Below are 24,897 nucleotides of genomic sequence, written 5' to 3' on the forward strand. Positions count from 1 at the left end.
CCAATAAAGAAAAGGTACTCCAATGCACCCCACCTCCAGCGCCACCCCTGCGTCGCAACGCAACGTCCTGCGCGGCGCCATCTTCATAATGGCAACCTCGTCGATCGGCCCCGCCTTTCTGACCCAAACTTCGCTGTTCACCGAGAAATATCTGGCGAGCTTCGCCTTCGCCATTGTCATTTCGCTGCTGATCGACATCGGCGCCCAGCTCAACATCTGGCGGATCATCACCGTTGCCAACATGCGCGGTCAGGACGTTGCGAACCGGGTTCTGCCGGGGGTCGGCCACCTGATTTCCGCATTCATCGTGCTCGGCGGAGTCGCCTTCAATATCGGCAATATCGGTGGTGCCGGCCTGGCAATGAACGTGATTTTCGGCGTACCGCCGGTGATCGGCTCACTGATCGCAGCGGTACTGATCATCGGCATCTTTCTACTGCGCAACGCCAAAAGCGTCATGGACTCGGTGATGCAGCTGCTTGGACTGGTCATGCTGTGCATGATCGGCTACGCCATGCTGCAATCGAGCCCGCCGGTCATGGAAGCCTTGAACCGCAGCTTCAATCCCGACGACCCGCTGATCCTGCTGCTGCCGATCGTGACACTGGTGGGCGGTACCGTGGGCGGTTATATCTCGTTTTCAGGCGGCCATCGCCTGGTGGAAGCCGGCATCACCGGCGTACAGAACGTGGGCGTCGTGACGCGCGCCGCAGTGACCGGTATCGCGACGACGGGCGTAGTACGGATCTGCCTGTTCCTGGCCGCCCTGGGCGTCGTCAGCCAGGGGCTGAGCCTGGATCCCGGCAACCCGGCCGCGTCGGTGTTCTCCCATTCGATGGGTACGGTGGGTTACAAGATTTTCGGTGTGGTGCTGCTGGCCGCTTCAGTGTCTTCGGTGATCGGTGCCGCCTATACCAGCGTAACCTTCATGTATTCGCTGCATGAGAGCATCCAGCGCAACAATCAGCGCGTAGTGATCGCTTTCATCGCCTGTTCGACATTGATCTACAGCCTGGTCGGCCAACCGGTCAAGGTACTGGTCATCGCCGGCTCGTTGAATGCACTGGTGCTGCCGCTGGCACTGGGTTGTGTCCTGTGGGCAGCCAAGAAGCCGAGCATTGTCGGCACCGAGTACCGCCATCCCTCCTGGATGCTGGTATTCGGCCTGCTGGCAATGATCGCCACCGCAGCGGGCGTGGTGCTCTCCTTCAACGCCCTGGTGCAGTTCTGGCAGTCCTGAATCGCTGCTTGCCGGGGCACAGACGCCCCGGCGAGTCCTTCCGGCGCTTTAGCCGCGCTCGCCGATCAACCATTCCAGCGGTACTTCATGCTGGCCGCGCTCATCGGTGATGAACAATCCGCCCTCGCTGATCATGACACTCCAGCTGATTGCCCGCGGCAGATCACGCGCCACGGTTTCCAGCGCCTCCTGATCGACCGCCACCACGTTGATCTTCTTCAGGCTGCGCACGCTGTCGAGAACCTTGGTCTGCCAGACACGCAAGTTGCCGTAGGCCACCAGGCTGAATCGTTCCGCACGCCGTGAACACCAAGTGATCCGCTCGGCGTCTGGCTGGCCGACTTCGATCCAGTGCAGCACGCGATCGTCCAGGCTTTTCTCCCATAGCGCCGGCTCGTCGACATCCGATAGCCCGCGGCCGAACGCCAACTGCTCGCCGTACCAGAGCACATAGGCGATCAACCGGGCGGCGAGACGCTCTTCGGTTTCCGACGGATGCCGGGCAACCGTAAAGCGCAGATCCTGATAAACGTGGCGATCGAGGTCAGTGAGATTGATCTCAACTTTATAGGGCGTGGCTTGCAGGGCCATGACGGCTCCAGACACAGAAAAGGGGACGCAGTTTAACCCATCGCGCGTTCGGACTTTTATCACTCGATTAGCGCAATTCAGCCAACCGTCTATACGCATGCAACCACAGCGACAATTCGGCTATCCAGGCGGCGCACGCTACCCGACGAACGATCTTTGACAATCATTCTCATTCTGTTTAGCATCTCAAACATCGCAGACCCAACGGGTAGTTCATATGTACGTGTGTCTTTGCCAGGGTGTTACCGACGGCCAGATCCGTGAAGCCATCTACGAAGGCTGCTGCAGCTATCGTGAGGTGCGTGAGGCCACCGGCGTTGCCAGCCAGTGCGGCAAATGTGCATGCCTTGCCAAGCAAGTGGTCCGTGAAACGCTGAGCAATGTCCAAAGCGCTCAGGTTTCCCTGGCCTACCCCGCCGGTTTCGCTCCCGCCTGATAGAAACAGCATATTTAGAAGCCGGGCCTATGCCCGGCTTTTTTCTGACCATAAATCAAAGTGTTGCTCCCCATTCGCGGAACAGACGTATTCTTATTCAGTTTTACCCTTTTGCATTCAACGACTTAGGTTTGACAGCCCACGAGTTGGTGGCCAGACTGCCTGCATCGAACATATTGATTCAACGCAGGACACCGACATGAAAGGCGACAAGCTAGTCATTCAGCACCTCAATAAAATCCTCGGCAATGAGCTGGTCGCCATCAACCAGTATTTTCTGCATGCCCGCATGTATGAAGATTGGGGACTCGGCAAGCTCGGCAAGCATGAATACGACGAATCCATCGACGAGATGAAGCATGCCGACAAGCTGATCAAGCGAATCCTGTTTCTCGAAGGTCTGCCCAATCTGCAGGATCTCGGCAAGCTGCTGATCGGCGAGAACACGCGTGAAATGCTCGACTGCGACCTAAAGCTCGAGCAGGGGGGCGTCCAGGATCTCAAGGTTGCCATTGCCTACTGCGAGAGCGTCGGCGACTACGGAAGCCGCGAGCTGCTGGAAGACATCCTCGAGTCCGAAGAAGAACACATCGATTGGCTGGAAACCCAGTTGAGCCTGATCGACAAGGTCGGCATGGAAAACTATCTCCAGTCCCAGATGGACGACTGATTCTTCTGCCTGTAATGCGAACGGGAGCCATCGGCTCCCGTTTTCATTCCAGCATCTACCCAGCGCAACGCGGCTTTGCAGCGACCGCCATGCCTCGATCGAAAGGCGTCGAGACATAAAAAACCCGCCGTGCGGCGGGTTCAGTCGGGCATCGCGATCAGGCGCCGGCTTTCTGCACGGCTTCCTTGATCAGCGGTTGCAGTTCACCTTTCTCGAACATTTCCAGAATGATGTCGCTGCCACCGACCAGCTCGCCGTTGACCCACAGTTGTGGGAAGGTCGGCCAGTTGGCGTATTTCGGCAGGTTCGCCCGAATCTCGGGATTCTGCAGGATGTCCACGTAAGCGAATTTTTCGCCGCAGCCCATCACAGCCTGCGTCGCGCGGGCGGAGAAGCCGCACTGCGGGGCGTTGGGCGAGCCTTTCATGTACAGCAGCACCGGGTTCTTTTCGATCTGCTCTTTGATGGTTTCGATGATATCCATGGGGCACCTCGGCTAGTCACGGTTGGCGCGCATTGTACCGTAACAACAGGTTAAAAGCCGAGTCGCGGACTCGGCTTTTCTCTTCCACCACTTATAAATGCTCGCTTGTGGGGCACGTTTCCAGCGTGCTGAGGCCGATTTGCGCCCGTGAATGCTTTCTGGATAAGATCGCGCCTTTCCCGTTTCGTCGCTTCTGGTGCGACCCCTGTCGTAGGCCCCCTTTTTTCTCGAAAAACCCCCAGGCCTCGATTGCGGCAATAAAGGTAGTTGATATGAGCGCAAGGCATTTTCTCTCACTGATGGATTGCACGCCCCAGGAGCTACTTGGCCTGGTTCGTCGCGGCATCGAGCTGAAGGATCTGCGCGAGCGCGGCATTCTGTTCGAGCCGCTGAAGAATCGGGTTCTGGGAATGATCTTCGAGAAAGCCTCGACGCGGACTCGATTGTCGTTCGAGGCCGGCATGATTCAGCTGGGCGGCCAGGCGATCTTCCTCTCGCCTCGCGATACTCAACTGGGGCGCGGCGAGCCGATCAGCGACTCGGCCATCGTCATGTCGAGCATGCTTGATGCGGTCATGATTCGCACCTTCGCTCACGCCACCCTGACCGAGTTCGCGGCCCACTCATCGGTGCCCGTCATCAATGGCCTGTCCGACGATCTGCATCCCTGCCAACTGATGGCCGACATGCAGACGTTCCATGAGTACCGTGGCAGCATCGCCGGCAAGACGGTGGCCTGGATTGGCGATGGCAACAACATGTGCAACTCCTATATGGAAGCAGCGATCCAGTTCGATTTCCAACTGCGTATCGCCTGCCCTGAAGGCTACGAGCCCGAGGGCGAACTGCTGGCCAAAGCGGGTGATCGGGTAAAGATCGTCCGCGACCCGCGAGAAGCGGCTGCCGGCGCTCATCTTATCAGTACCGATGTATGGGCCTCGATGGGCCAGGAAGACGAAGTCGCCGCGCGGATCGCCACCTTCCGCCCCTATCAGGTCGACCGCGCCCTGCTCGACGTGGCGGACGAAGACGTGCTGTTCATGCATTGCCTGCCGGCTCATCGAGGCGAGGAGATCAGCCACGACCTGCTCGACGACCCTCGCTCAGTCGCCTGGTCCCAGGCCGAAAACCGTCTGCATGTACAGAAGGCCCTGCTTGAATTTCTGGTCGAGCCGGCCTACCACCACGCATGAGCCATCAGCCGCTGCTGCATCTGCGCAATCTGGACTGCGGTTATGGCGGACAGAGCGTCGTCCAGAACCTCAATCTGCACTTGAATCGCGGCGACATCGGCTGCCTGCTGGGGCCTTCCGGCTGCGGCAAGACCACCACGCTAAGGGCCATCGCCGGTTTCGAGCACATTAACGAAGGCGAGATCCAGCTGGGCGACGCCGTACTCTCGCGACGTGGCTTCACGCTCTCGCCGGAGAAGCGCCGGATCGGCATGGTTTTCCAGGACTATGCACTGTTCCCCCATCTGACCGTGGCGGAAAACATCGGCTTCGGCATTCGCAAGCACCCGCACAGCCAACGTATCGTTCGCGAAATGCTCGAGCTGGTGCATCTTTCGCCCCTCAGCAAGCGCTACCCGCACGAGCTATCCGGCGGTCAGCAGCAACGTGTCGCGCTTGCTCGAGCACTCGCTCCCGAACCCGAGCTGCTGCTGCTCGACGAGCCTTTCTCCAACCTTGATGGCGACCTGCGGCGCCGCCTGAGCCATGAAGTACGAGAGATTCTCAAGGCGCGAGGCACCAGTGCGATTCTCGTCACCCATGATCAGGAAGAAGCGTTCGCCGTCAGCGATCAGGTCGGGGTATTCAAGGATGGTCGCCTGGAACAGTGGGACACGCCGTTCAACCTGTACCACGAACCGCTTACGCCTTTTGTCGCAAGCTTCATCGGCCAGGGTTACTTCATTCGCGGACAGTTGATCGATCCGGAAACGGTACAGACCGAGCTTGGCGTCATTCGCGGCAACCGTGCCTATACCATGCCGGCCGGCAGCTCGGTGGACGTTCTGCTGCGCCCCGACGACATCGTCTATTCGCCGCAAAGCGCGCTCAAGGCGCTCATCGTCGGCAAGACGTTCCTCGGCGCCTCGACCTTGTATCGCCTGCAATTGCCGACCGGCAATCTGCTCGAAGGGATCTTCCCCAGCCATGCGGACTATCCGACCGGCCAGGATGTCGGTATTGGCATCGCCGCCGACCATTTGGTGGTATTTCCCGCCCAGGGCAGCATTGCCGCCCACGAAAAGCTGCCGGAAGCAGGCGTGCGTCGCTACAGCGGCAACGTCTGATCGTCAGACGTTCGCCCTCTCAGCCTTCCACCTGCCCCAGTGCCCCACCTTCACGAGCCTTGAGGCGCCGAGCCCGAAAGAACTCGCTCAGCATTGCGCTGCACGCATCTGGCATAACGCCACCTTCGACCACCACGCGGTGGTTGAGAAACGCCTGGGAAAAGAACTGCCCGCGGCTGATCGCTACACCAGCCTTGGGCTCCGTAGCGCCGTACACCACTCGTTGGATGCGTGAATGCACAATCAGTCCGGCGCACATACTGCAAGGCTCTAGCGTCACGTACAGCGTACTGCCCGACAGTCGGTAGTTTGCGATATTCGCTGCTGCGTCACGGATCGCCACCATTTCGGCATGCGCGCTGGGGTCGTGGCGAGATATCGGACAATTGAAGCCGCGGCCGATGACCTGGCCGTTCTGCACCACTACCGCCCCTACCGGAACTTCTCCCAACTGCGCACCTTCTGCGGCCAGCGCTAACGCTTCACGCATGAAGTCCTCGTCACGAGAACGATCGATGATCACGGGTCTTTTCATTTCAAATCCAGCTTACCCACTCCAGACACTCGCTGTTCACTTGCTGTTGTGACGCTTGGCAGCAGCTGCTTACACCACTTCGATGGCCGCCATCAGCCCGGTTTCCATATGGTCGATGACATGGCAGTGAAACATCCAAACGCCCGGATTATCCGCCACCAACGCGATTCTGGCGGTTTCATTCTTGCCCAGCAGATAGGTATCGGTGAGCCAGGGGTCGATCTTCTTGCGGTTGGACGAGATCACCTTGAAGGTCATGCCGTGCAAATGAATCGGGTGTTGATATTGGCTGAGGTTACGCAGTTCGAAGATGTAGTGGCCGTTCTTTCTCAGCGTCGCGATTGGTCGGTCCGCACAGGTCTTGTCGTTGATGTCCCAGGCCTGGCCGTTGATTTGCCAGAAGGTGAACGCCTTGTCCTGCCCCGCGTCGCTGGACAAGGTGCCGGCCCATTCGAAGTTGAAGCGCAGGGTTTCGGCCTGCTGCAGATTCGGCTCGGCGATAGGATTGGCGGGTAGCGCCGCAGGCCAGTCCCCCCCTACCTCGTTGGTGTTCACCGACTTCAGGGTGGCCAACCGTAGCGGACCATTACGCAGCGACAGCTCCTCGCCAGCCGGCGGAACCTTCAACGCCAAATCCGCGCGCATGCCCGGCCCCAACCAATAACCCTTGCCGAGCGGACGCGGATCGATCGGGTTGCCATCGAGCGCATAGAGACGCGCTTCTCCGTCCGGCAGATTCAACCGGTAGGTCAGCGTGTTGTCCAGGTTGAGAATGCGCAGGCGCACCACCTGTCCGGCGGGTAATTCCAATGTCGGCGCATGCTCGCCATTGACGCTCGAGAGCACGCCCGGAGTGCCGCCGCGTGCGGCTTCGCGCGGTACGCTGAAGGCTGTGAATGCGCCTTCCTTGTCGACGTGCCAGCTCTTCAGGCTCAGCGTGCGCTCGTGGCGGAAGCCGCTCGGCTCACGTTCCTCAATGATCAGCGGCCCGACCAGGCCGCGACCAAGCTGTTCGGCGCTGCGAGTGTGCGGGTGATACCAGAAACTGCCTGCATCAGGCACCTGAAAGCGGTAATCGAATGACTCGCCCGGCAACACCGGAAGCTGCGATACGTACGGCACGCCATCCATGTTCAACGGCAGACGGATGCCATGCCAGTGGATGGTGGTCGGTTCCGGCAGATGATTGGTGAAGCGCACCCGCAGCCAGTCACCCTGTCGTGCACGCAATTCTTGGCCTGGAGCTTGCCCGCCGTAACACCAGGCGGGCGTCGCCGCACCGGGAATCAGCTCGATATCAGCGGGTGCTGCGATCAGGTCGTAATCATGGGTGGCGACATCAGCGGGACGCCCGAGCCAGTAGCGTACGCCCCCGACGCCTGCGCCGACGGCGCCCAGCCCGACCAGCCCGGTGAGTATCTGTCTACGGCTAAACGACATGATGCTCGGAAGTTCCTTACGTGAAGACGGCACAGTTTCTCATTAACTGTCGGGATTGTGCGACCGCCACGACGCCTTGATCTGTGTCCGATAGCCGCAACCTCGCGACGGCCAACCGTGCCGGCAGGATTTGCCGCGCTCAGAAGCCGCTGGCAATCGGCATCAATAGCCCTGCAGCACTAGCAGCCATGCCGACGGCTCAGTGGTGCCTGGCGCCGCTGCCTAGCAGGCTCGGCTCGGCGTCCCGTTTACGTTCGCTCTCATTGCTACCACCACCGGCCGGCAGCTGTGTCCCGAGTTTCGCGAACCGTTGCGCGACGTTACGCGTCTACTGAACACACTTACATACACAAGGATGCTCTATGCACACCAACCCAGCCAGTGCAAAAGATGACGACAGCATAAGCAAAGGCATCGTCTGGCTCGCACGGAGCGGGTACGCCGCTCGAGGCGTGGTCTACCTGATCATCGGCGCTTTCGCGTTCCTTGCCGGTATCGGCAGCGGTGAAACCATCGGCACAAAAGGCGCCATCCAACAATTGTTGAGCCAGCCGTTCGGTGAAACCTTGCTCTGGATCTTGGTGGTAGGGCTCGTGGCCTATGCGGCATGGCGCCTGACTCAGGCAATCGCCGATCCGGAAGGTCATGGCGCCGACGCCAAAGGCCTCGCGATCCGAGCTGGTCTGGTCGGCAGCGCGATCGCCTATGCCCTGCTCACGCTGTTCACGCTGGGCCTGCTCGGCAGTCCGATAGGCAATGCAGGTGGCAGTGGCGGCTCTGATGGCCAGGACTTCCTATCGGGTCTGCTCGGCTGGAAGTTTTCCAACTACCTGGTCTACGCCGTTGCACTGATTCCGCTTGGCGTGGGTATCGCTCATATCATCAAGGGCTGGAAAGCAAAGTTCGAAAAATATTTCTACGCCTCCGAAGATGTCATGCGCTGGGTCCGACCGATTTCACGCGCAGGTCTGATTGCGCGAGGTGTTGCCTTCCTGATCATTGCCGGCATGCTTTTCAGTGGCGGAGCGCGCTACGAACCAACCGATCCGCCTGGTCTGGAAGATGCGCTGAATGCGTTACAAAGCCTGCCCTTCGGTGCCTTCTGGCTCTCGCTGGTCGGTCTCGGGTTGGCGGCTTTCGCCCTGTACAGCGTCTTCGAAGCCATCTGGCGCCGTATCGATATGCCGGCGGTCATCCACTAGCAGCAAAGCCGGGAAAGCTTTCGTACAAGCCGACGCAATGACTAGGCGCGAACCAGCGTACTGCTATCCACAGCAGCTCGATCAGGAATTATCCATTCACCGCTGACGAGCGCTGGCACAAAAAATGCTCCTTTCTAATTATGGTTGGCCTAAAGGAGCAAATTGCTCCGATAGGTAACATATTAACGAATTACGAATGAGCAGCTGTGCTTCGGAGGGCGCCATGTTGGGGCAACAGACCACACACCACGCATTGGAACGTTGGCAGCAATCAATCGAATCGGTTTGCGGCGCCTATGAAACACAGCTCGCCTATAACCGCTCCCTGTTCATTGGCGAAGTTGAAGCCCGAGCTCATGCAGGAATCACACTTGCCCACTTGAAGACCAATGCCGGCTTGATCAGACGCACTCGCCGCCCGGACCGCGAGGATGAGAGCAATTGCTTTCTGGTCAGTCAGCGCAGCGGTACGTCTCAGATTTCACAGAACGGCATAACCTTCACGCTCGTTCCGGGCGATATCGTTTTGATGGATTCGGTGGGCAGTTGCGAAATCACTCCCCAGGGACTGATCGAACATGCCTCCTTTGCGCTCCCCCGAGCTGAGGTGGTCAAAGTGCTGCGCAGCCCCGGTACACAGTTCGGCAAGGTCTCGACCAATCACACCAGCGGCCGCATGCTCAAGCTGCTCATCGACCAGCTCTGCCTGTATGAAGAAGGGTCTACCGCAGATACCAGCGAGGCGGGCTCCCTACTATCTGCGTTCACGACGCTGCTAAGTCCGTCGCTTTGCCGCAACGCCAACCAGGACATGGTGTTCGAGTCGCTGGACAGCCAAAGCCTCCGTGCTTGCGTGTACAAGCTAATCGATGAGTCGCTCGGTCAGCCGAACCTCACACCCCTCTCGCTTGCGACTCGGTTGGAAATATCCGTTCGACATCTGTACCGCCTGTTCGAAGAGCAGGGAGACAGTGTCTGCCGTTACATTCAGCGCATGCGACTCAAACGCAGCGCGGCCGACCTGGCCAACCCGAACCTGCGCCATCAGTCGATCACCTCGATCGCATACAAATGGGGTTTCACCGATTCGGCGCATTTCAGTCGCTCGTTCAAGAAACAGTACGAGGCCAGTCCCAAGGACTATCGTGCCGTCTCGCTCCAGGCGTTGATGCGCTTGAACTAAGCCGGGGCAAGCGATTTACGCCGGACGCTTACTGCAGAACCCTCAGTTCTGCAGAAAAAGCGTCGCGATCAGCTCGGTGCGATTATGCACGCCCAACTTGCGATAGAGGTTGTTGAGATGCGTCTTGATCGTGGGCAAGCCAACCCCGAGTGTCTGGGCCAGCACCTTGTTGCTCGCTCCCTGACGGAGCAGTTCGGTCAATTCGCGCTCACGACTGGTCAAGCGCTTGAACGCGTCGGCCGACGGTGGACAGAGCGATGGTAGAGCCAGCTGGAGCAAGCCGCGCATGCCCGCCAGGCAGTCAAGGTCGCGATCATTGAACGTCCCCTGCCCTACGATACGCAGCAGCGAGATACCCAACACAGGTCGGCCTTGATCGCTGACCAGCAGCTCCACGACATCGCACACGCCAAAACGGGCAAGAAATCGGCCGTAGGTATCGCAGGCAGAACGTGACTGGACGGCCCGGGCTTCATCGAGGGTGACGAGATCCAGGCCTAGCGCCTGACATCGGACGGGTCTCAACGGATCGAAGCGCTGGTAGGTATCGAGGTAGCGCTGGTGCATGGTGGGCGTCAGCCCGAGCAGTTCGTAGTCGAAGGCGTCGAGCCCCTCATCGATGCGGTACAGCGCAGCGCTAGCCGCAGGAACCGCCAAAGTCACCGCCCTGAGGCATGCCTGGGTGGCGGACACCCCGGACCCTTCAATCGCAAGCATGTAAGGCCCCCCTTGTATGGCTCTTCGAAGCCAACCGAGAGAATGAGCCCGCCAGACCTTCCGGCGGGCTCGGATGGGTCAGACGACCGCGAGGTAGTGCTTGGTGAAGCTGTCGCTGACGACGTCCCACAGAACGGGCGTGCCTTTTTCGACGAACCAGCTCTCGCCAGCTTTGTATCGGGTGCTTTGTCCGGTCTTTTCATCGGTCAGGACCACTTCGCCGTGCACGACGGTGGCCTGTTCGGTGAACGGATAGACCATGCGGAACTTGCTCCTGGTCGCGGCGAAGTAGCCAGCGCTGACCGGATCGGTCGGTGCACCGAAGGTCATGCGACCGGCTATCTTCGCTTCACCTTCGAGGATTTCCGAGCCAAGGTCAGCGACAGTGCCCCAGCTATCCAGTTCTTGATACGTAACACCCTGTTTGATCGGGGTCATGGCAGTTCCTCCAGTTGAGGTGAGTCGTTATTAGCGGCGCCCGGTCCAGAAGCCTTCGAGCTGATGCCAGGTTTTGCCGCCCGTGAGAATGAGGGCACGCAAGGTGTCCTTGGCCGGGATATCGGCATGCTGTACAGAACTGATCAGATCGTAGCGGGCCGAACCTTCGTTCATCCCCTCGGCGAGAACCTTGCAGATGATGTGGCTCGGAGTGACGCCGAATCCTGCGTAACCCTGTACGAAGAACACGTTTGGATGACCGGGCAAGGAGCCGATCTGCGGGAACAGGTTCGCACCGACGGCCATCGGCCCGCCCCAAGCCAGATCGATCTTCACGTCCTTGAGATAGGGGAAGATCTTAAGCATCAGGTTGCGATTCCAGGCCTTCAGGTCGCTGGGAATATGCTCCACGTACGGGGTAGCAGAACCGAACAGGAGCCGGTTCTCAGCCGTGACCCGGTAGTAGTCGATGACCGGACGGATATCGCTGAACGCACCGCGGATCGGACTGATGCGCTCGATGAGCGCGTCGGACAGCGGCTCGGTCATGATCTGGAAGGCGTAGGTGTTGAGCGTCTTCTTATGCAGCGTGGGCTCGAGCTTGTTGAGAAAGCTGTCGCAGGCCCAGAGCAGCTTGCTCGCCCTGACCGAGCCCTTGGCGGTGCGCACCGTGACTCGGTCGCCGTACTCGACGGCCAGCGCCGGGCTGTTTTCGTAGAGCCTGGCGCCATGGCTGGTCAGAGCCTGTGCTTCGCCGAGCAGCAGATTGAGCGAGTGAACATGGCCACCGCCCATGTGAAGAAGACCACAGCTGTAAGCATCCGACCCGACCATCCGCTTCAGATCAGACCCGGTCAGCAGCTCGATTTCCTGATCCGGCGCGATGGCGCGAAATTCTTTTTCCCAGCCCCGCAGCGTCTTCTCCTGGCGGCTGTTGAAGCCCATGTAGCCATAGCCATGGGTGAAATCCGCATCGATGTTGTAACGCTCGATACGGCTCTTGATGATCTTGGCGCCCTGATCACTGATTTCGAAGATCTTCGCCAGGCCATCCTCGCCCACTTGCTTGCGGATCGTTTCAAGATCATGGCCAATACCCGCCATGATCTGTCCGCCGTTGCGCCCGGTGCCGCCGAAGCCTAGATAGCGCGCTTCCAGCAACACGATATTGGTGATTCCTTTCTCGGCCAGTTCCAGCGCGGTGTTCACGCCGGAGAACCCGCCACCAATCACGACGACATCCGCCTCGATATCACCTTCGAGTGAAGGGAAGCTCAGGTCGTATTTCTTCGTGGCGGTGTAATACGTCGGGGTTTCGATATTGATCATGGGACAACCTGCACGAGGTGAACGCTCTGGCGGTAAACATCTGGTTTGCCGGCAAAGCTACAACGGAGTGGCCTATTAACGGTTTTCAGCGCGCAAAAGTCTTGACCATCACTGACGCCGGCTTGACCGATCATGCCAGGACTGAAAAAGCCGGGCATCTAGTCGGGCAGGCCCTGCAGCAAGGCCTTCACCCGTTCGCTGGCCGCGCGAGCGCACGCGACATCGACCGACTCGGACGCACCTGAAAGACCAACCGCACCGATGACGTCGCCCTGATGCACGAAGGGTTCGCCGCCACCGAAAAATGCAAGACCCGGCTGCAACGGTAAGCCTTGCCTGACCATTGCAGAGCAGCAGGCCAGCCGCTCCTCCCACTCGGCCGTTGAGTCACGGAACGCGGCAGCGGTCATCGCCTTGCTCAGCGCAATGGCGCGGCTTGGCGGCGGTGCGCCATCCATATGCGCGGTCAACACCACTTCGCCTCCGGCACCGACAATAGCGACGCTGACGGCCACCTCCTGGCGCTCGGCCTCCTCAATCACGCACGCCAGGATTTCGCGGGCCAGGCTCAAGGTAATGCTCGGGACGACACGCAGCAGCTTCGACATGGCGTGACTCTCCTGGCTCATTTACTTGTCAGCTCGCCTCGGATCCACTGCCCGTACCGCGCAGCGTCTGCGCCTCGAGCATCTCCTGGATCTGCTGGGTGGCCTGCCGAGTCCGGTCCGCCAGTTTCTTCACCTCGTCGGCGACCACCGAGAATCCCCGCCCCACTTCGCCGGCGCGGGCGGCCTCGATCGCCGCATTGAGCGCCAGCAAGTTTGTCTGATCAGCGATGCCCTTGATGACGCTGACGACCTGGGCGATCTGCGCGTAGGTCGCCTGGTTCTGCCGCACCATCTGCTCATGGACCGAGCGCGCGCTGTGTTCGTCCGAGATGTCCCTGACCGCCCCGATCACCCGATAGAGCACGCCAGCGGCGTCGCGCACTGCACGCCCGCGCTCGCGGCACCAGATATAGCCGCGGGTCTTGTGCCGCATACGGTATTCGATGACGTACTCACCGCTACCGGCGGGACTGACGATTTCTCGCTCGAACAACGCGAAGATGGCCGGCGCATCGTCCGGATGAGTAATGCTGACCTGGCTATCCCAGCCATCGGGCAGCTCCTCCGCACCATACCCCATCAATGCTCGGAACTGCCCAGACAGCCGCATCAGGCTGGCCGGGTCGTCGACTCGTCCGTTGACTACCGTGATGTCCCAGCAGCCCTCGGTGAGCGTCGACTGCATGATCTCCCAGACATGCGCTTCACGAGCATGCAGTTCGTTCTGTTCCGCGAGGACTTCACGCGCACGAGCGGCCTCGCGGTGCGCATGCTCGAGGGCGATGCAATCGCGCTCCAGGCTCGCGATACGTTGCTCGGCCGTGCTCAGAGCGCTACGGGAGCCAGCCGCCTCGTGTTTGAAGCGCTCTAACCGTTCGGCTGTAGCTTGTTCCCGGCGTTGAAGCTGGTCGAGTGCCTCGATCAGCAGCGGGAACGGCCGCAGAGACGCGGATGCCGCGACGGGTTCGCCCCGCCCCAGGGCCTCCAGCTGCTGTACGAGATCTTCGGCGAGCCGTTGGCGTTTATCGATGAACATGAGCACTCCACACGGTTATGGCACCAGGTCAGGCGCCCGATCCTGTTTCAAGCGCGACCACTCTCGATCAATGACCGCTTTCTGATCAGGGGACAGCTGCTCCAGGAAATACAGGCGCTGCCGCGCAGCGGCGGTTGGCACAAGACGGGCGTCGGTGATCGCCAAAGCCTCCATCTCGGCCAGCGTGGTCTTCATCGGTGAGTAGAAGCCCGTCGCCTGGGTGTTGCGGACCGCAACCGGAGCCATCAGCATGAAGTTGATGAATCGATGGGCAAGTTCCGGGTTGCCGGCATTGGCAGGTATCGCCCAGCTGTCAATGGTCAGCAAACCGCCTTCACGCGGGATCCGGTATCGCAGCGACGGGCGCTGCTGCGCGGCGGTGATCGCGTGCCCTGCCCACGCCATGGCAACGCAGAGCTGCCCCTTGGCGAGGCCATCCACATAGGCGTCATTGTTCAGCGAGCCAACCCGTGAAGCCGACTCGCCAATGCGCCGCGCATAGCGCTCCAGGGCCCGTGGGCTGGCTCGCCCAAGCTGTTTGCCGCGATAGTTCAACCAGAGCGAGAAGATTTCCTCCGGCGCGTCTATCCAACCGATGCCGCAATCGCTCAGCCTGTTGGCAATAGTTGGATCGAACAGAACGGACCAGCTGTCGGCTGGCGTCTCACCAAGCCGCTCGGCCAGCTTGGCGTCATCCGTCACGAGGCCGACGGTGGTCCAGAGATAAGGCACGACGTAATCGTTTGCCCTGGAAAAGGCCGCCAGGGAGGCGAGTAGTTTCGGATCCAGATTGTCGTAGTGGCTCAGGCGGAATTTATCCAGGCGCAGGAGCCGGCCGCTGTCGATCAATCTGGTGAGCTGGAAATGCGAGGGCACGATCAGGTCGTAGGGCGTGCCGGCATCCAGCAGGCGGTCGAGTTCATCGGCCGAGGTGAAGGTCTGGTAGTCGATGCGCACCGCATGCTCGGCCTTGAAGCGTTCCAGCACCTCGGGTTCGATGTAGTCCTTCCAGTTGAGCACTCTGAGTGTGGTATCGGCCCGGGCCAGACCGGCCAACAGCGTCAGCAACAGCAGCAATCCTCTCATGAGCACTCTCCCCCCGATCCGTTCAGAGAATTAAGTCCTCAACCGCACCCCCCGTCTTGCCTCTCGCTGCTGTGGTGTTGTTTGCCGCTGCCATGCAGACGAAAAAAAGGCGCCTTGCGGCGCCTCGTCGAGCGGTTACGACAGATCCGGTTCGAACAGGTTGCGCTTCATGTAGAACTTCACCCAGAGCGCCGCAATGACACTGATCAGCAACAGGATGCCACCGGTAATCTTGTAGACCAGCGCCGTGATTTCCGGCGACGGCGAGTTGTTCAGAGCCACATAGGCCATGCCGAGAATACCCAGCAGCTGTGGCAGCGGATAGAACGGCGTCCTGTAGGGACGCGCGTGCTCCGGCATGCGGCGGCGCAGAACCAGCACGTTGACGTGCGCGACGATGTAGGCGAGCAGCCAACTGGTGGATGCGGCGATCACCAGCGTGATGAGCGAATCGATATCGGCGAGCAGCACAGGAACGGCGATGATGATGGCCATGAACAAGATCGCAACCCAGGGCGTGCCGAAGCGCTCGCTGACGATCTTCATCTGCGGGAACGCCTGACCATTCTCGGCCATGCCCTGCAGCATCCGCGGTACGGCCGCGAGTACGGTATTGATCGTGCTGCAGGTCGCTGCGATAGCCATGACGGTAGCAACCAGCAGACCGGCCTTACCGAACACAGCGTTCGCATAATCCAGGTACGGCAACGGCGCCGTCGCCAGGGTTTCCGCGCTCAGGTAGCGAGAAGCGCCAACCACGAACGTCAGGAAAATCGCCAGCATCAGCACCAGCGAAAGCATCATCGCCCGCGGGATGTTGCGTTCGGGCTTGTCGACCTCGTTGATCATCGGGCAGATGAATTCGACCCCGACCATCAGCCACATCGCCAAGGCGACCAGCCCCAGGAAGCTGCCATCAGCGACCGAGGCGAAGCTCCAATCGACCCCTGCTCCCTCGATCGCCGGATACGGCTCGGCGATACCGGTCACAGCGCACAGGCCAATCAGCACCAGTGCGCAGACGAGGACGAACGCCAGCAGATTCTGCACCCTGGCGAAAACATCTGCCCCCACCAAGTTAGTGATCGTCAGCAGGACCAGGATGGCAATAGGCACGACCTTCGCTGGAAACATGCCGGGGAGCAACTCACCGATGATGGCATCGACCAGGAACATCTCGACCGGCAGCGCCAGCATTGCCACCACCACGTAACCTGCAAACACCGCGACGATGGCCGGGAAATGGCCGATCGCTTTCTGCGTGTAAGTGGCCAGCGTTCCGGCCTGCGGGAACATCAGCGATAGCTCGGAAAAGGTCATGGCGTTGAATTGCGCCAGCACGAAAGCGACGAACATCGCCGCGATGAAGCCCATGCCGCCGATACCGATTCCCTGCGTCGCCGAGATCATCGAGCCCTGCACGATGACCACGCCGATACAGATCGACATCATGGTCAGAAAGCCCAGCTTTTTCGTCATGGTCGAAGCGCTCCCTGGTGCAGCGTTCGCAAGACTGGATACCTGTGTCGGGTTCATAATTGTTCGTCCCGTATTCGTATTCGGCCCAAGCCGTCGGTTGCAGTAGTACGCGATCGTCTCGATCAGGCGTCGCGCAATCGCTTGCTACTGTGAAACGCGGCGGCCGGAGTTTCTTGCCCCTGGCTGCCGAGCTCTTGCATCGGGCTGTCATGGTGGCTTTTCAATATCACAGCGCGATGGAGCCGCCAAACGTAAAACGGCGCCCTGAGGCGCCGTCCGTACTCAACAACCGGCTATCAACGCTCTCAATACCTGCTTGAAGGCCGACATCTGCTCGTCGCTGAAACGTCCGAACACAGCGTCTTGCTGTTCCTTGGAAATGCTCCAGAGATCCTCGGTCTGCTCGTTCCCTGACGGGGTGAGCGCGTAGCCGGCAGCGCTGTCACTGACCAGCCCCTTGCGTTTGAGTATCTCGGCCGCCTGCTCGATCTCGCGCAGGGGCATGTCGACCTCACGCTGCAGGTCCGCCATGCTCAGGCCCGAATCGTTCTCGAGCACCATCAGCATGCGCGCCTCGCTGGTGCGCAAACCGGTGGACAGCTGACGAGGTTGATAACTGGCCTGGTAGCAGCGCACCGCTTGGGTCATCAAGTAGTACATATTGTCGGCCAGACGTCCCTGAAAGGCGCTCGTCGGCCGCTGCACTTCGTCCTGACGGTGCATCCGCGTGTGCGGCAGCACCATGGAATAGGCGCCCTGGTGATAGAGCAGCGGCGACCGACCGAAGTCGTCGAACGCAACCACCTTACCGATCAGAATCCAGTGATCACCACCTTCGACGATCTGATGCCGTTCGCACTGGAAGCGTGCCGCGCAGTCGGCCAGTAGCGGCGCGCCACCGGCGCCGCGCTCGAAGTCGATCCCGGCGAACTTGTCGTCCTTGGGGCGGGCGAACTGGTTGGATATCTCGATCTGGTCTGCCGCCAGGATGTTGACCGCGAAGTGGCTCGCCTCCGCAAACACCTCATAGCTGGTGGAACGCTTGTCGATGCTCCAGAGGATCAGCGCGGGGTCGAGCGATACCGAGTTGAAGCTGTTGGCCGTGACGCCGGCCTGCTGACCGGCAGGCGTGGCGGCCGTCATGACGGTTACGCCTGTGGCGAAATTGCCGAGCGCACGGCGGAAGGCGCGCGGGTCGAAACCCGACTCGTGGGGGGTGTTCATGCAGGGCTCCTCGGCTGCCGGCGCCCGACAGCCAGTTGTTCTTGTAGTGAAAGGGCAGCGGCTCAGAGCAGGGTCGGATCGGGCTCCAGGCCCATAAGCTCTCGGCCGAGGATCTGTGCGCACACGTCGTAATCGGTGTAGGCATGAGCACCGGTCATGTGCACGTCGCGGAACAAGCGCTGCATTTCGTTGGCTTCCATCCAGGCGCCACCGCCCGCTGCCTCGAACAGGCGATCCACTGCTTGGATGCACATCTTCACCGCATAGGCCTGGTTGGTCCGCCAGAACGCCAGCGTCTCTCGATCGGGATAGCGATGTGCTTCGCTGTACTCGGCATGCTGCTGCCAGGTTTTTTCCAGAAACGCGCGAGCTGCGGCGACCTGGTGGGTGGACTCGGCCAGGCGCATCAGCGCTGGTGTTGCCGCACCGACATTGGCGCCGGTGTATGCCCGCACGCGGTTTTTAGTCTTTTCCTTGAAGGCGACGAGCATGCGTTCGGCGATCCCGAGACTGACAATCGAGAAACCACTGGCGAAATATGGACGGTACGGCGAATAGAAGATTTTGCTGTCCGGGTACAGACCAAAACCGGCCGACTTGCCTTCCATCATGTCCTTGGCGGTCTGGATGCGATGGTTGGGCACGAAGGCATCCTTGACGCTTAGCGTCTTGGTGCCGCTGCCCCGCATGCCGACGGCATACCAGTCGTCACGGATTTCGTAATCCGAGCGCGGCAGCACCGCGAAACAGTAGTTCAGGTTGCCTTCAGCGTCTTTGCGCTTGCAACCCATGATTGCCCACTCAGCGTGGTCGGAGCCGCTGCTCCAGCCCATCTCGCCATTGAAGATGACCCCGCCTTCGACCTCCTCCACCTTGCCGAAGGGCGCGATGCTGCTGCTGGCCGTGGCATCCGGGTTCTCGCCCCAGACTTCGTCCTGTAGCTGCCTGGGAAACATCGCCAGTTGATGGCTATGCGTGCACAGCAAGCTCATCGCCCAGGCCGTGCTGGCGCAGGCGCCGGCCAGCGCGGCTATGCAATCGGCAAATTCGGGCAATGAAATCTCAAGGCCACCGTAGGGCTTGGGCTGGAAGGCCCGATGCATGCCAATGCCCTTGAGCATCTCGATATTTTCCGGTGGCACCATGCGCAGCCCTTCGGCTTTGGAAGCATTGGCGGCAATGGCAGGCAGGATGTCCTGAAGGCTTTCGAGTAGCGGGTTTGGCTTTTTCATACGGTGACCCTGATTATGGTTGTGCTTTCCGGCCGACCCATTCGTGACAGGACAACGACGGGCATTCACGCAAGGATGCCCCGCCCACGCCACGACTGGATCGACTTGGGTATGGCTCGATTATGAATGTGTGAACGATCCATCGAAATGTATGTTCCGGGGAGTGAGTTGCACTTTTCATGAAAATACGGCAGCCCCCGAAACACCCTAAACACACACCATTCGCCGCCCCTCGGATGTTCCCCCGTACAGGTGCCCATACGGGCTAAGCCGAGTCTTACGGGTGAGTCCGGCAGGCCAGACCATAGGCCAGCGCACTGCCGATTCCGGTGGTCGCGATGATCAGGGTCATGGGGAGCGGCGTGCCGTCATGCCATGCGCTGACCCAGGCACTCGCCAGCATGCCCAAACCGAACTGGGTAGCGACGGCCAATCCCGCAGCGGCCCCCGCCTGCTCGGGAAAGTCGCCAAGGAGCCGGGCCAGGCAGTTGGCGCCCAGCAGTCCGGTGACGCTGATATAACAAAGCAGCCCGACCACGATGGCAGCGAGCCCGCCGGCTTCGATCAACCCAACGATCAGCAGCCCAATACCCGATGCAGCTGCCATGAGCACGCCAAAGACCAGCATGCGGTGGGGCCCGACGCGGGTCACCAGCCGTGCGTTGAACAAGGTGACGACAATGACGCCGACGATATTCAGTGCGAACAGCAAACCATAGCGCTGCGCCGACACGCCGAAGTAATCGATGTAGATAAAGGGCGATGCGGTGATGTAGGCGAACATCCCGGCGAAGCACAGCGACATGCAGAGAATCAGCCCCACCGCGTGCGCGCTGCGCAGCAATCGTCCATAGGCACGGAACGCGCGGCTCACCGACGCGCCCCGCCGTTCCGAGGGATGGGTTTCAGGTATCGCCAGATAGACGCACACCAGGCAGATTGCCGCATAGCCTGCGAGCGAAATGAACAGTGATCGCCAACCGGTGGTCAGCATCAGGTAGCTGCCGAGAATGGGCGCGATCAGCGTCGCGACCATGGTCACCAGATGCATCAGTGAAAGGGTTCGGGCTGCCTGCGACACCACGAAAATATCGCGCACGATGGTTCGCGCCAGCACCGTCGCCGAAGCGGCGCCGAGGGCTTGGACCAGCCTTAGCACGGTGAGCTGCTGCGCATCGGCGCTAACCGCACAGCCCAGGCTGGCGAGAATGTACAAGAGCATGCCGCCAAGCAGGAGCCGCCGCCGACCGAAGCGATCGGACAACGGCCCATAAAGCAACATCCCGGCGCTGACGCCGCCCAGGAACACCCCGATGGTCAGTTGAATAGCCGACTCGGTCGCGCCGAGGTCGGCAGCGATCACGGGTAGGCTCGGCAGGTACATATCGATGGAAAGCGGACCGAATGCAGTCAGTGCCGCGAGCAGCACGATCAGCCGCTGCGGTCGGGTTACGGTGGTCATTGTTTGCTCCAGCAGCTGCAGCCGTCAGGGCGACGGCTGCGATGTCGATCTACAGGCTAAGCAAGCCGAGGCTGATGATCGGAAACAGCGCCAGCAGCACGATGCGAACCAGGTCGGAGGCCAGGAACGGCAGCACGCCCCGCGCCGTCTCGGAGAACGGCACGTCGCCCGCCGCTTTCTGCACGATGAACAGGTTCATGCCCAGCGGCGGCGTGATCAGCCCGATCTCCACCACCATCAAGGCGAGGATGCCGAACCAGATGGACTTTTCGGAGGCATCGAGCCCGTAGAAATCCAGCCCGATGATCAGCGGATAGAAGATCGGGATGGTCAATAGGATCATCGCCAGCGAATCCATCACGCAGCCCAGCAGTAAGTACAGCACCAGGATCGCCGCTAGCACGATCATTGGAGCCAGGCCGGACTCGCTCACCCGTGTGGCCAGTTCGGTCGGCATCTGGGTCAGCGCCAGGCCTGAATTGAGCAGGTCAGCTCCGAGCAGCACCAAGAAGATCATCGCGGTGGTTTCGGCCGTGCCCAGCAGGCTGGTACGCATGCCGGCCCAGCGCATGCCGCCCTGCAGCACCGCGAGAATGCCGCAGGCCGCCGCGCCGATGGATGCCGCCTCGGTCGGGTTCGCCCAACCGCCGTAGATCCCGACGATCACCACCAGAAATACCCCGATCACCGGTAGAACACGCACGAACGCACGCAGACGCTCGCTTGCCGACGCTTTTTCGATCACATCGATGGTGTCCTCGTCGCGTGCCACCATGATGCGCAGGACGATCATGTAGCCGATCACCGCAAGGATGCCTGGGATTACCGCCGCGACGAACAGCTTGGCGATCGACTCCTGGGTCAGCACCGCATAGATGATCAACGGCACCGAGGGCGGTATGAGAATGCCCAGGGTGCCGCCCGCCGCGACTGTGGCCGTCGCCAAACGTCCGGAATAGTGATGACGCCGCAACTCGGGTAACGCCACGTGACTCATGGTCGCCGACGTTGCCAGCGAGGAGCCGCAGATGGCACCGAAGCCGGCGCAAGCGCCGATGGCGGACATTCCCAGCCCGCCCCGCAGATGCCCCACGAAAGCCGCTGCGCAGCGGAAGATGCCCTTCGACAATCCTCCGTGCGTGGCGAACTGCCCCATCAGCACGAAAAGCGGGATCACCGCCAGGTCATAATTCGATAGGCGCGAATAGGCCAGGTTATTCAGGGTGAACCACAACGCGTTGAAGTCGCCGTCATTCACCGCCAGGTAGCACAGCGCACCGCCAACCAGCATGGTGACGCCGATATGGATGCGCATCACCAGCAGGAACATGGTCACAGCCAGCGCGATGAGCCCCAACGTCAAGCCGCTCATGCCCGCACTCCCGCACCGCGAATGATGTCTGCCACCCTTGCCAGCGCACACAGCGCAAGCAATGCAAGGCTGGGCACAATCAGCGCCAGCGGAATCCACAGAGGAATGGAAAGCAGCGTGGTTACGTCCCCGTATTCCAGGCTTTCAAGTGCCTGCAGGCTGGTTCGCCAGACGAGAATCGCGGCCGCGAAGAAACACAGAAAATGGGCGAGCCCATCCAGCACTCTTCGCACCATCAAGGGCGCCTTGAGCGTGAAGGCATCAGCCTTGAGATGGTTGCCTCTGAACTCACACAGAGGCAGAAAAGCCGCAATGGCTACGGCAGCCCCCACTTCCATGATCTCCATGTCACCGCGTATCGGCGTGGAGAACAGCTTTCTACCGACGATCGATACCAGCGACATGTTGATCAATCCCAGCAGAATCAGCCCGCCCGCCAGGGCGAAGGATCGGGTGGTGATATCCAGCACACGCCGGAGGAAGCCGGCATGCTGAGGCGTAGTGGGAAAGGACAGGGACTCGTTCATCTAATCACCGGTCACCGGCAACCAGCTTGCGCACGCCGTCTACCAGCGCAGCACCGTCGAGCCCGTTATCGCTGGCCTCTTTCGCCCACTGATCCGGTACCGCAGCCACGGCGGCTTCCATGGCTTGGTACTCCGCGTCAGCAATCGGCACGATCGAGTCAGCCGGTACCTTCTGTTTGGCCTCGGCGATCGCCTTGTCCCAGGCGGCACCAAAGCGCTCGGCCAGCGCCTTGCCGCTGTTGCGGTCGAGAATGGCCTTTAGATCATCCGGCAGTTGCTCGTATTTGCGCTTGTTCATCAGCATCGTCAGCACCGTGTAGCCGAATGCCTGGCGGCCTTCGGCAGCGCTGTGATATTGGGTGACTTCATCGAGTTTGGTAGGCGGCACCACTTCCCAGGTCGCCATCGCACCGTCGACCACGCCCTTGGATATCGCCTCGGTCATCTGTGCGGGGGGCATGCTCACGGGCGTCGCGCCGAGGCTTTCCAGGGTCCTGGCAATGGTTCGGCTGGATGCGCGCAGTTTCAGGTCCTTGAAGTCCGCTGCCGTTCTTACCGGTGTGCTGCGCGTGTGTACATCCATGCCGCCGTCGCCAAACAGCGCGAGCATTTTGTAGTCTTTGAAATCATCCTTCGCGTACTGCTCGTAGAAGTCCCAGATGATGCGATTGCCAGCCTGACCGCCATACGGGAGCAGGAATGGCAGCTCCAGCGCCTCTACCCGCGGGAACTTGCCCGCGGAGTAGCCGGGAGCTGTCCAGACGATATCAGCCACACCGTTTCTGGCCATGTCCGCCAGCTTGGCCGGGGTGCCGCCCAGTTGCATCGACGGATAGATCTGGCATTTCAGGCGACCCTGCGACTCTTTTTCCAGATCTGCACACCAAGGCTCGATGACGTTGGCATGCGCATTTGACGCGGCGGGAAGGAAATGGCCGATCTTGAGGGTGACGGTCTCGGCACTGACCAGTGACGATATCCCGAGCAGGACGGCAGCGGCAGCAGCTTTGGCGGTATGCATCGTAGGGTCCCTTCGTTGTTGTTTTAGAGACAGGGGGCAAGGTCGCCCGGACTTTGGTTAATACATTAACCTTCTAACGACTAAAGTCAACATACAGACAAATGGGCCAAGCTAGTTATGCGTTGCTCCATCTAGGCATGAGTAGATAAATACTTTAAATTCAATCGCTTATTTGTTTTCACTCACGAATAAAAACAACGACCGCTATCAAAAAAGCGCCGATCCAACATTGTTAATCTATTAATAGTAGATCGCTGGCTAAGCAGCGCTTACCTCCGCGCGCAACGCGCCAGCGCCGTCGACGAAAGGTGCATCCTCAGAGGGCGATCGGGTGCAACCGGCAGGCGCCCTCCTAGCCTGCGTGCGGATCGTTGCGAGCCGCACGCAGGCGGTACTCACCCGGCGTGACATCCGCGTTACGGCTGAAGAAACGGCTGAAATACGCCGGGTCCTTGAAGCCCAGCTCGTAGCAGATCTCGTTGACCGAATGCCCCGTGAACAGCAGAAGCCGCTTGGCCTCTTGCATAAGCCGATCATGGACCAGTCGTTTGGACGGCAGGTCGGCGATACGCCTGCACACATCGTTGAGTCGCGCTTCCGTCGCGCCCAACGCCTCGGCATATTGCGACAGCGACCAATGCGCCTGGTAGTGCGCCTCGATGAGTTCGTTGAAGCGTTGATAGATGTGAAGGTCCTCGCCGCGTGCCGGCTGTGCAGTGAGCGAGCGCGAGGACAGGCGCAGCAGGCTGATGAAGATTAGCCGTGTCAGCGAGATAAGACTCAATGCACGGCCCGGACGCTGCTCGGCGAACTCGCTGCGCAACTCGTCGAACAACAGATTCAGGCGCATGATTTCACGTCCGAACTCAGGCCCCAGCTCGGCCAGCCCTACACAAACCGGCGAGATGTTCGGGCCCGACGCAAGCCCGAACTCCTCGGACAACAGCGGCCAGATCAGTTGCTGGCGAACCGTAATGACGTGCCCGTCGCTTTCGGCATCCGTGACGAAGGCATGGGTGAAGGTCGGCGGCGTGAGAAAGAACATCGGCCCTTGCTGCTGATAGCGCTGGTCATCGAGATAGACCCGCACCGTGCCGCTCTTGACGTAGTGAACCTGAAAGAAGCGGTCATGCCGATGCACGGGCATGTTGCGACCGAAGAAGTCAGCCAGATTGCCAAGCGCCTCGTAATGCACCTCGGCGTCGGCGTAGCGCTGGTCGTAGACCTGGCCGATATCGATATTGGGAATGGGTTGCTGATCTCGCATGTGCCCTCCCGATGCCTGC

At 60.4% G+C, this 24,897-nt stretch carries 24 protein-coding genes and 2 pseudogenes; 7 read left to right on the forward strand and 19 right to left on the reverse strand.

Going from position 1 to position 24,897, the window contains the following annotated elements:
- Positions 1–22 precede the first annotated feature (22 nt).
- Positions 23–1,240 carry an NRAMP family divalent metal transporter gene (locus ACL0K2_RS06685; protein WP_045163083.1) on the forward strand — a complete coding sequence of 406 codons (1,218 nt, stop codon included), beginning with the start codon at positions 23–25 and terminating at the stop codon, positions 1,238–1,240.
- A gap of 48 nt (positions 1,241–1,288) precedes the next feature.
- On the opposite strand, the gene ACL0K2_RS06690 is transcribed toward ACL0K2_RS06685, so the two are convergent.
- Positions 1,289–1,831, reverse strand: a complete 543-nt coding sequence (locus ACL0K2_RS06690) for a YaeQ family protein (protein ID WP_045163084.1) — start codon at positions 1,829–1,831, stop codon at positions 1,289–1,291.
- Between the two features lie 217 nt (positions 1,832–2,048).
- On the opposite strand from ACL0K2_RS06690, the gene ACL0K2_RS06695 reads away from it, so the two are divergent.
- Together ACL0K2_RS06695 and bfr are read left to right on the forward strand one after the other, a co-directional pair.
- Entirely contained in the window at positions 2,049–2,267 is a 219-nt protein-coding gene (locus ACL0K2_RS06695; RefSeq protein ID WP_045163085.1) for a bacterioferritin-associated ferredoxin, read from the forward strand.
- A 199-nt stretch (positions 2,268–2,466) separates the two neighbouring features.
- Positions 2,467–2,937 carry a bacterioferritin gene (bfr, locus tag ACL0K2_RS06700; protein ID WP_021209934.1) on the forward strand — a complete coding sequence of 157 codons (471 nt, stop codon included), beginning with the start codon at positions 2,467–2,469 and terminating at the stop codon, positions 2,935–2,937.
- A 157-nt stretch (positions 2,938–3,094) separates the two neighbouring features.
- Here the strand turns inward: bfr and grxD are convergent, their stop codons facing one another.
- Positions 3,095–3,421, reverse strand: coding sequence for a Grx4 family monothiol glutaredoxin (gene grxD, locus ACL0K2_RS06705; RefSeq protein ID WP_045163086.1), 327 nt, complete (start codon positions 3,419–3,421; stop codon positions 3,095–3,097).
- Positions 3,422–3,693: 272 nt separating this feature from the next.
- Between grxD and argF the strand changes: the two genes are divergently transcribed.
- Complete coding sequence (gene argF, locus ACL0K2_RS06710; RefSeq protein WP_045163087.1) at positions 3,694–4,614, forward strand: ornithine carbamoyltransferase; 921 nt, start codon at positions 3,694–3,696, stop codon at positions 4,612–4,614.
- Positions 4,611–5,720 carry an ABC transporter ATP-binding protein gene (locus ACL0K2_RS06715; protein WP_045163088.1) on the forward strand — a complete coding sequence of 370 codons (1,110 nt, stop codon included), beginning with the start codon at positions 4,611–4,613 and terminating at the stop codon, positions 5,718–5,720. Before argF ends, ACL0K2_RS06715 begins: the two co-directional genes overlap by 4 nt.
- Before the next feature lie 19 nt (positions 5,721–5,739).
- Here the strand turns inward: ACL0K2_RS06715 and tadA are convergent, their stop codons facing one another.
- Both tadA and ACL0K2_RS06725 read right to left on the reverse strand, forming a co-directional pair.
- Positions 5,740–6,255: a tRNA adenosine(34) deaminase TadA gene (gene tadA, locus ACL0K2_RS06720; protein ID WP_045163089.1), complete on the reverse strand. Its 516-nt coding sequence runs from the start codon at positions 6,253–6,255 to the stop codon at positions 5,740–5,742.
- A 69-nt stretch (positions 6,256–6,324) separates the two neighbouring features.
- Positions 6,325–7,695 carry a multicopper oxidase family protein gene (locus ACL0K2_RS06725; protein WP_413044073.1) on the reverse strand — a complete coding sequence of 457 codons (1,371 nt, stop codon included), beginning with the start codon at positions 7,693–7,695 and terminating at the stop codon, positions 6,325–6,327.
- Between the two features lie 362 nt (positions 7,696–8,057).
- Here ACL0K2_RS06725 and ACL0K2_RS06730 point away from each other — a divergent pair, with 362 nt between their 5' ends.
- Together ACL0K2_RS06730 and feaR are read left to right on the forward strand one after the other, a co-directional pair.
- The gene (locus tag ACL0K2_RS06730) at positions 8,058–8,897 is read left to right on the forward strand and encodes a DUF1206 domain-containing protein (RefSeq protein ID WP_045163091.1); all 840 of its coding nucleotides are present in this window, start codon (positions 8,058–8,060) and stop codon (positions 8,895–8,897) included.
- 196 nt (positions 8,898–9,093) lie between these two features.
- Entirely contained in the window at positions 9,094–10,080 is a 987-nt protein-coding gene (gene feaR, locus ACL0K2_RS06735; RefSeq protein ID WP_230623665.1) for a transcriptional regulator FeaR, read from the forward strand.
- Positions 10,081–10,122: 42 nt separating this feature from the next.
- Here the strand turns inward: feaR and ACL0K2_RS06740 are convergent, their stop codons facing one another.
- The 15 genes and pseudogenes from ACL0K2_RS06740 to hpaA all read right to left on the reverse strand — a co-directional run bounded on the left by ACL0K2_RS06740 (position 10,123) and on the right by hpaA (position 24,878).
- Entirely contained in the window at positions 10,123–10,797 is a 675-nt protein-coding gene (locus tag ACL0K2_RS06740) for a helix-turn-helix transcriptional regulator (RefSeq protein ID WP_239611762.1), read from the reverse strand.
- A gap of 78 nt (positions 10,798–10,875) precedes the next feature.
- Positions 10,876–11,235: a cupin domain-containing protein gene (locus ACL0K2_RS06745; protein WP_045163093.1), complete on the reverse strand. Its 360-nt coding sequence runs from the start codon at positions 11,233–11,235 to the stop codon at positions 10,876–10,878.
- A 30-nt stretch (positions 11,236–11,265) separates the two neighbouring features.
- Complete coding sequence (locus tag ACL0K2_RS06750; RefSeq protein ID WP_045163094.1) at positions 11,266–12,564, reverse strand: NAD(P)/FAD-dependent oxidoreductase; 1,299 nt, start codon at positions 12,562–12,564, stop codon at positions 11,266–11,268.
- Between the two features lie 158 nt (positions 12,565–12,722).
- Complete coding sequence (locus ACL0K2_RS06755) at positions 12,723–13,172, reverse strand: GlcG/HbpS family heme-binding protein (RefSeq protein ID WP_045163095.1); 450 nt, start codon at positions 13,170–13,172, stop codon at positions 12,723–12,725.
- A gap of 73 nt (positions 13,173–13,245) precedes the next feature.
- Positions 13,246–13,461, reverse strand: a pseudogene (locus ACL0K2_RS06760) (methyl-accepting chemotaxis protein); the annotation flags it as partial.
- Positions 13,462–13,491: 30 nt separating this feature from the next.
- A pseudogene (locus tag ACL0K2_RS06765) lies at positions 13,492–14,208 on the reverse strand (PAS domain-containing protein); the annotation flags it as partial.
- Positions 14,209–14,223: 15 nt separating this feature from the next.
- Complete coding sequence (locus tag ACL0K2_RS06770; protein WP_045163097.1) at positions 14,224–15,294, reverse strand: extracellular solute-binding protein; 1,071 nt, start codon at positions 15,292–15,294, stop codon at positions 14,224–14,226.
- Positions 15,295–15,429: 135 nt separating this feature from the next.
- A complete protein-coding gene (locus ACL0K2_RS06775; RefSeq protein ID WP_230623667.1) occupies positions 15,430–16,773 on the reverse strand; it encodes an APC family permease in 1,344 nt (447 codons plus the stop codon).
- A 282-nt stretch (positions 16,774–17,055) separates the two neighbouring features.
- Positions 17,056–17,997, reverse strand: a complete 942-nt coding sequence (locus ACL0K2_RS06780) for a p-hydroxyphenylacetate 3-hydroxylase reductase component (RefSeq protein ID WP_045163099.1) — start codon at positions 17,995–17,997, stop codon at positions 17,056–17,058.
- Between the two features lie 62 nt (positions 17,998–18,059).
- Entirely contained in the window at positions 18,060–19,229 is a 1,170-nt protein-coding gene (locus ACL0K2_RS06785) for a p-hydroxyphenylacetate 3-hydroxylase oxygenase component (protein ID WP_045163100.1), read from the reverse strand.
- A 277-nt stretch (positions 19,230–19,506) separates the two neighbouring features.
- Positions 19,507–20,691 carry a Bcr/CflA family multidrug efflux MFS transporter gene (locus ACL0K2_RS06790; protein WP_413044074.1) on the reverse strand — a complete coding sequence of 395 codons (1,185 nt, stop codon included), beginning with the start codon at positions 20,689–20,691 and terminating at the stop codon, positions 19,507–19,509.
- Positions 20,692–20,740: 49 nt separating this feature from the next.
- A complete protein-coding gene (locus tag ACL0K2_RS06795) occupies positions 20,741–22,063 on the reverse strand; it encodes a TRAP transporter large permease (protein WP_413044076.1) in 1,323 nt (440 codons plus the stop codon).
- Positions 22,060–22,590, reverse strand: coding sequence for a TRAP transporter small permease (locus ACL0K2_RS06800; RefSeq protein WP_052679337.1), 531 nt, complete (start codon positions 22,588–22,590; stop codon positions 22,060–22,062). Before ACL0K2_RS06800 ends, ACL0K2_RS06795 begins: the two co-directional genes overlap by 4 nt.
- Positions 22,591–22,594: 4 nt before the next feature.
- Positions 22,595–23,611, reverse strand: a complete 1,017-nt coding sequence (locus ACL0K2_RS06805) for a TRAP transporter substrate-binding protein (RefSeq protein ID WP_413044077.1) — start codon at positions 23,609–23,611, stop codon at positions 22,595–22,597.
- 352 nt (positions 23,612–23,963) lie between these two features.
- Complete coding sequence (hpaA, locus tag ACL0K2_RS06810) at positions 23,964–24,878, reverse strand: 4-hydroxyphenylacetate catabolism regulatory protein HpaA (protein WP_045163104.1); 915 nt, start codon at positions 24,876–24,878, stop codon at positions 23,964–23,966.
- Between the last annotated feature and the right edge of the window lie 19 nt (positions 24,879–24,897).

Origin of the sequence: Pseudomonas sp. YJ42 (genome assembly GCF_047225135.1) — a bacterium.
In the GTDB taxonomy this organism is placed as follows: domain Bacteria; phylum Pseudomonadota; class Gammaproteobacteria; order Pseudomonadales; family Pseudomonadaceae; genus Stutzerimonas; species Stutzerimonas stutzeri_E.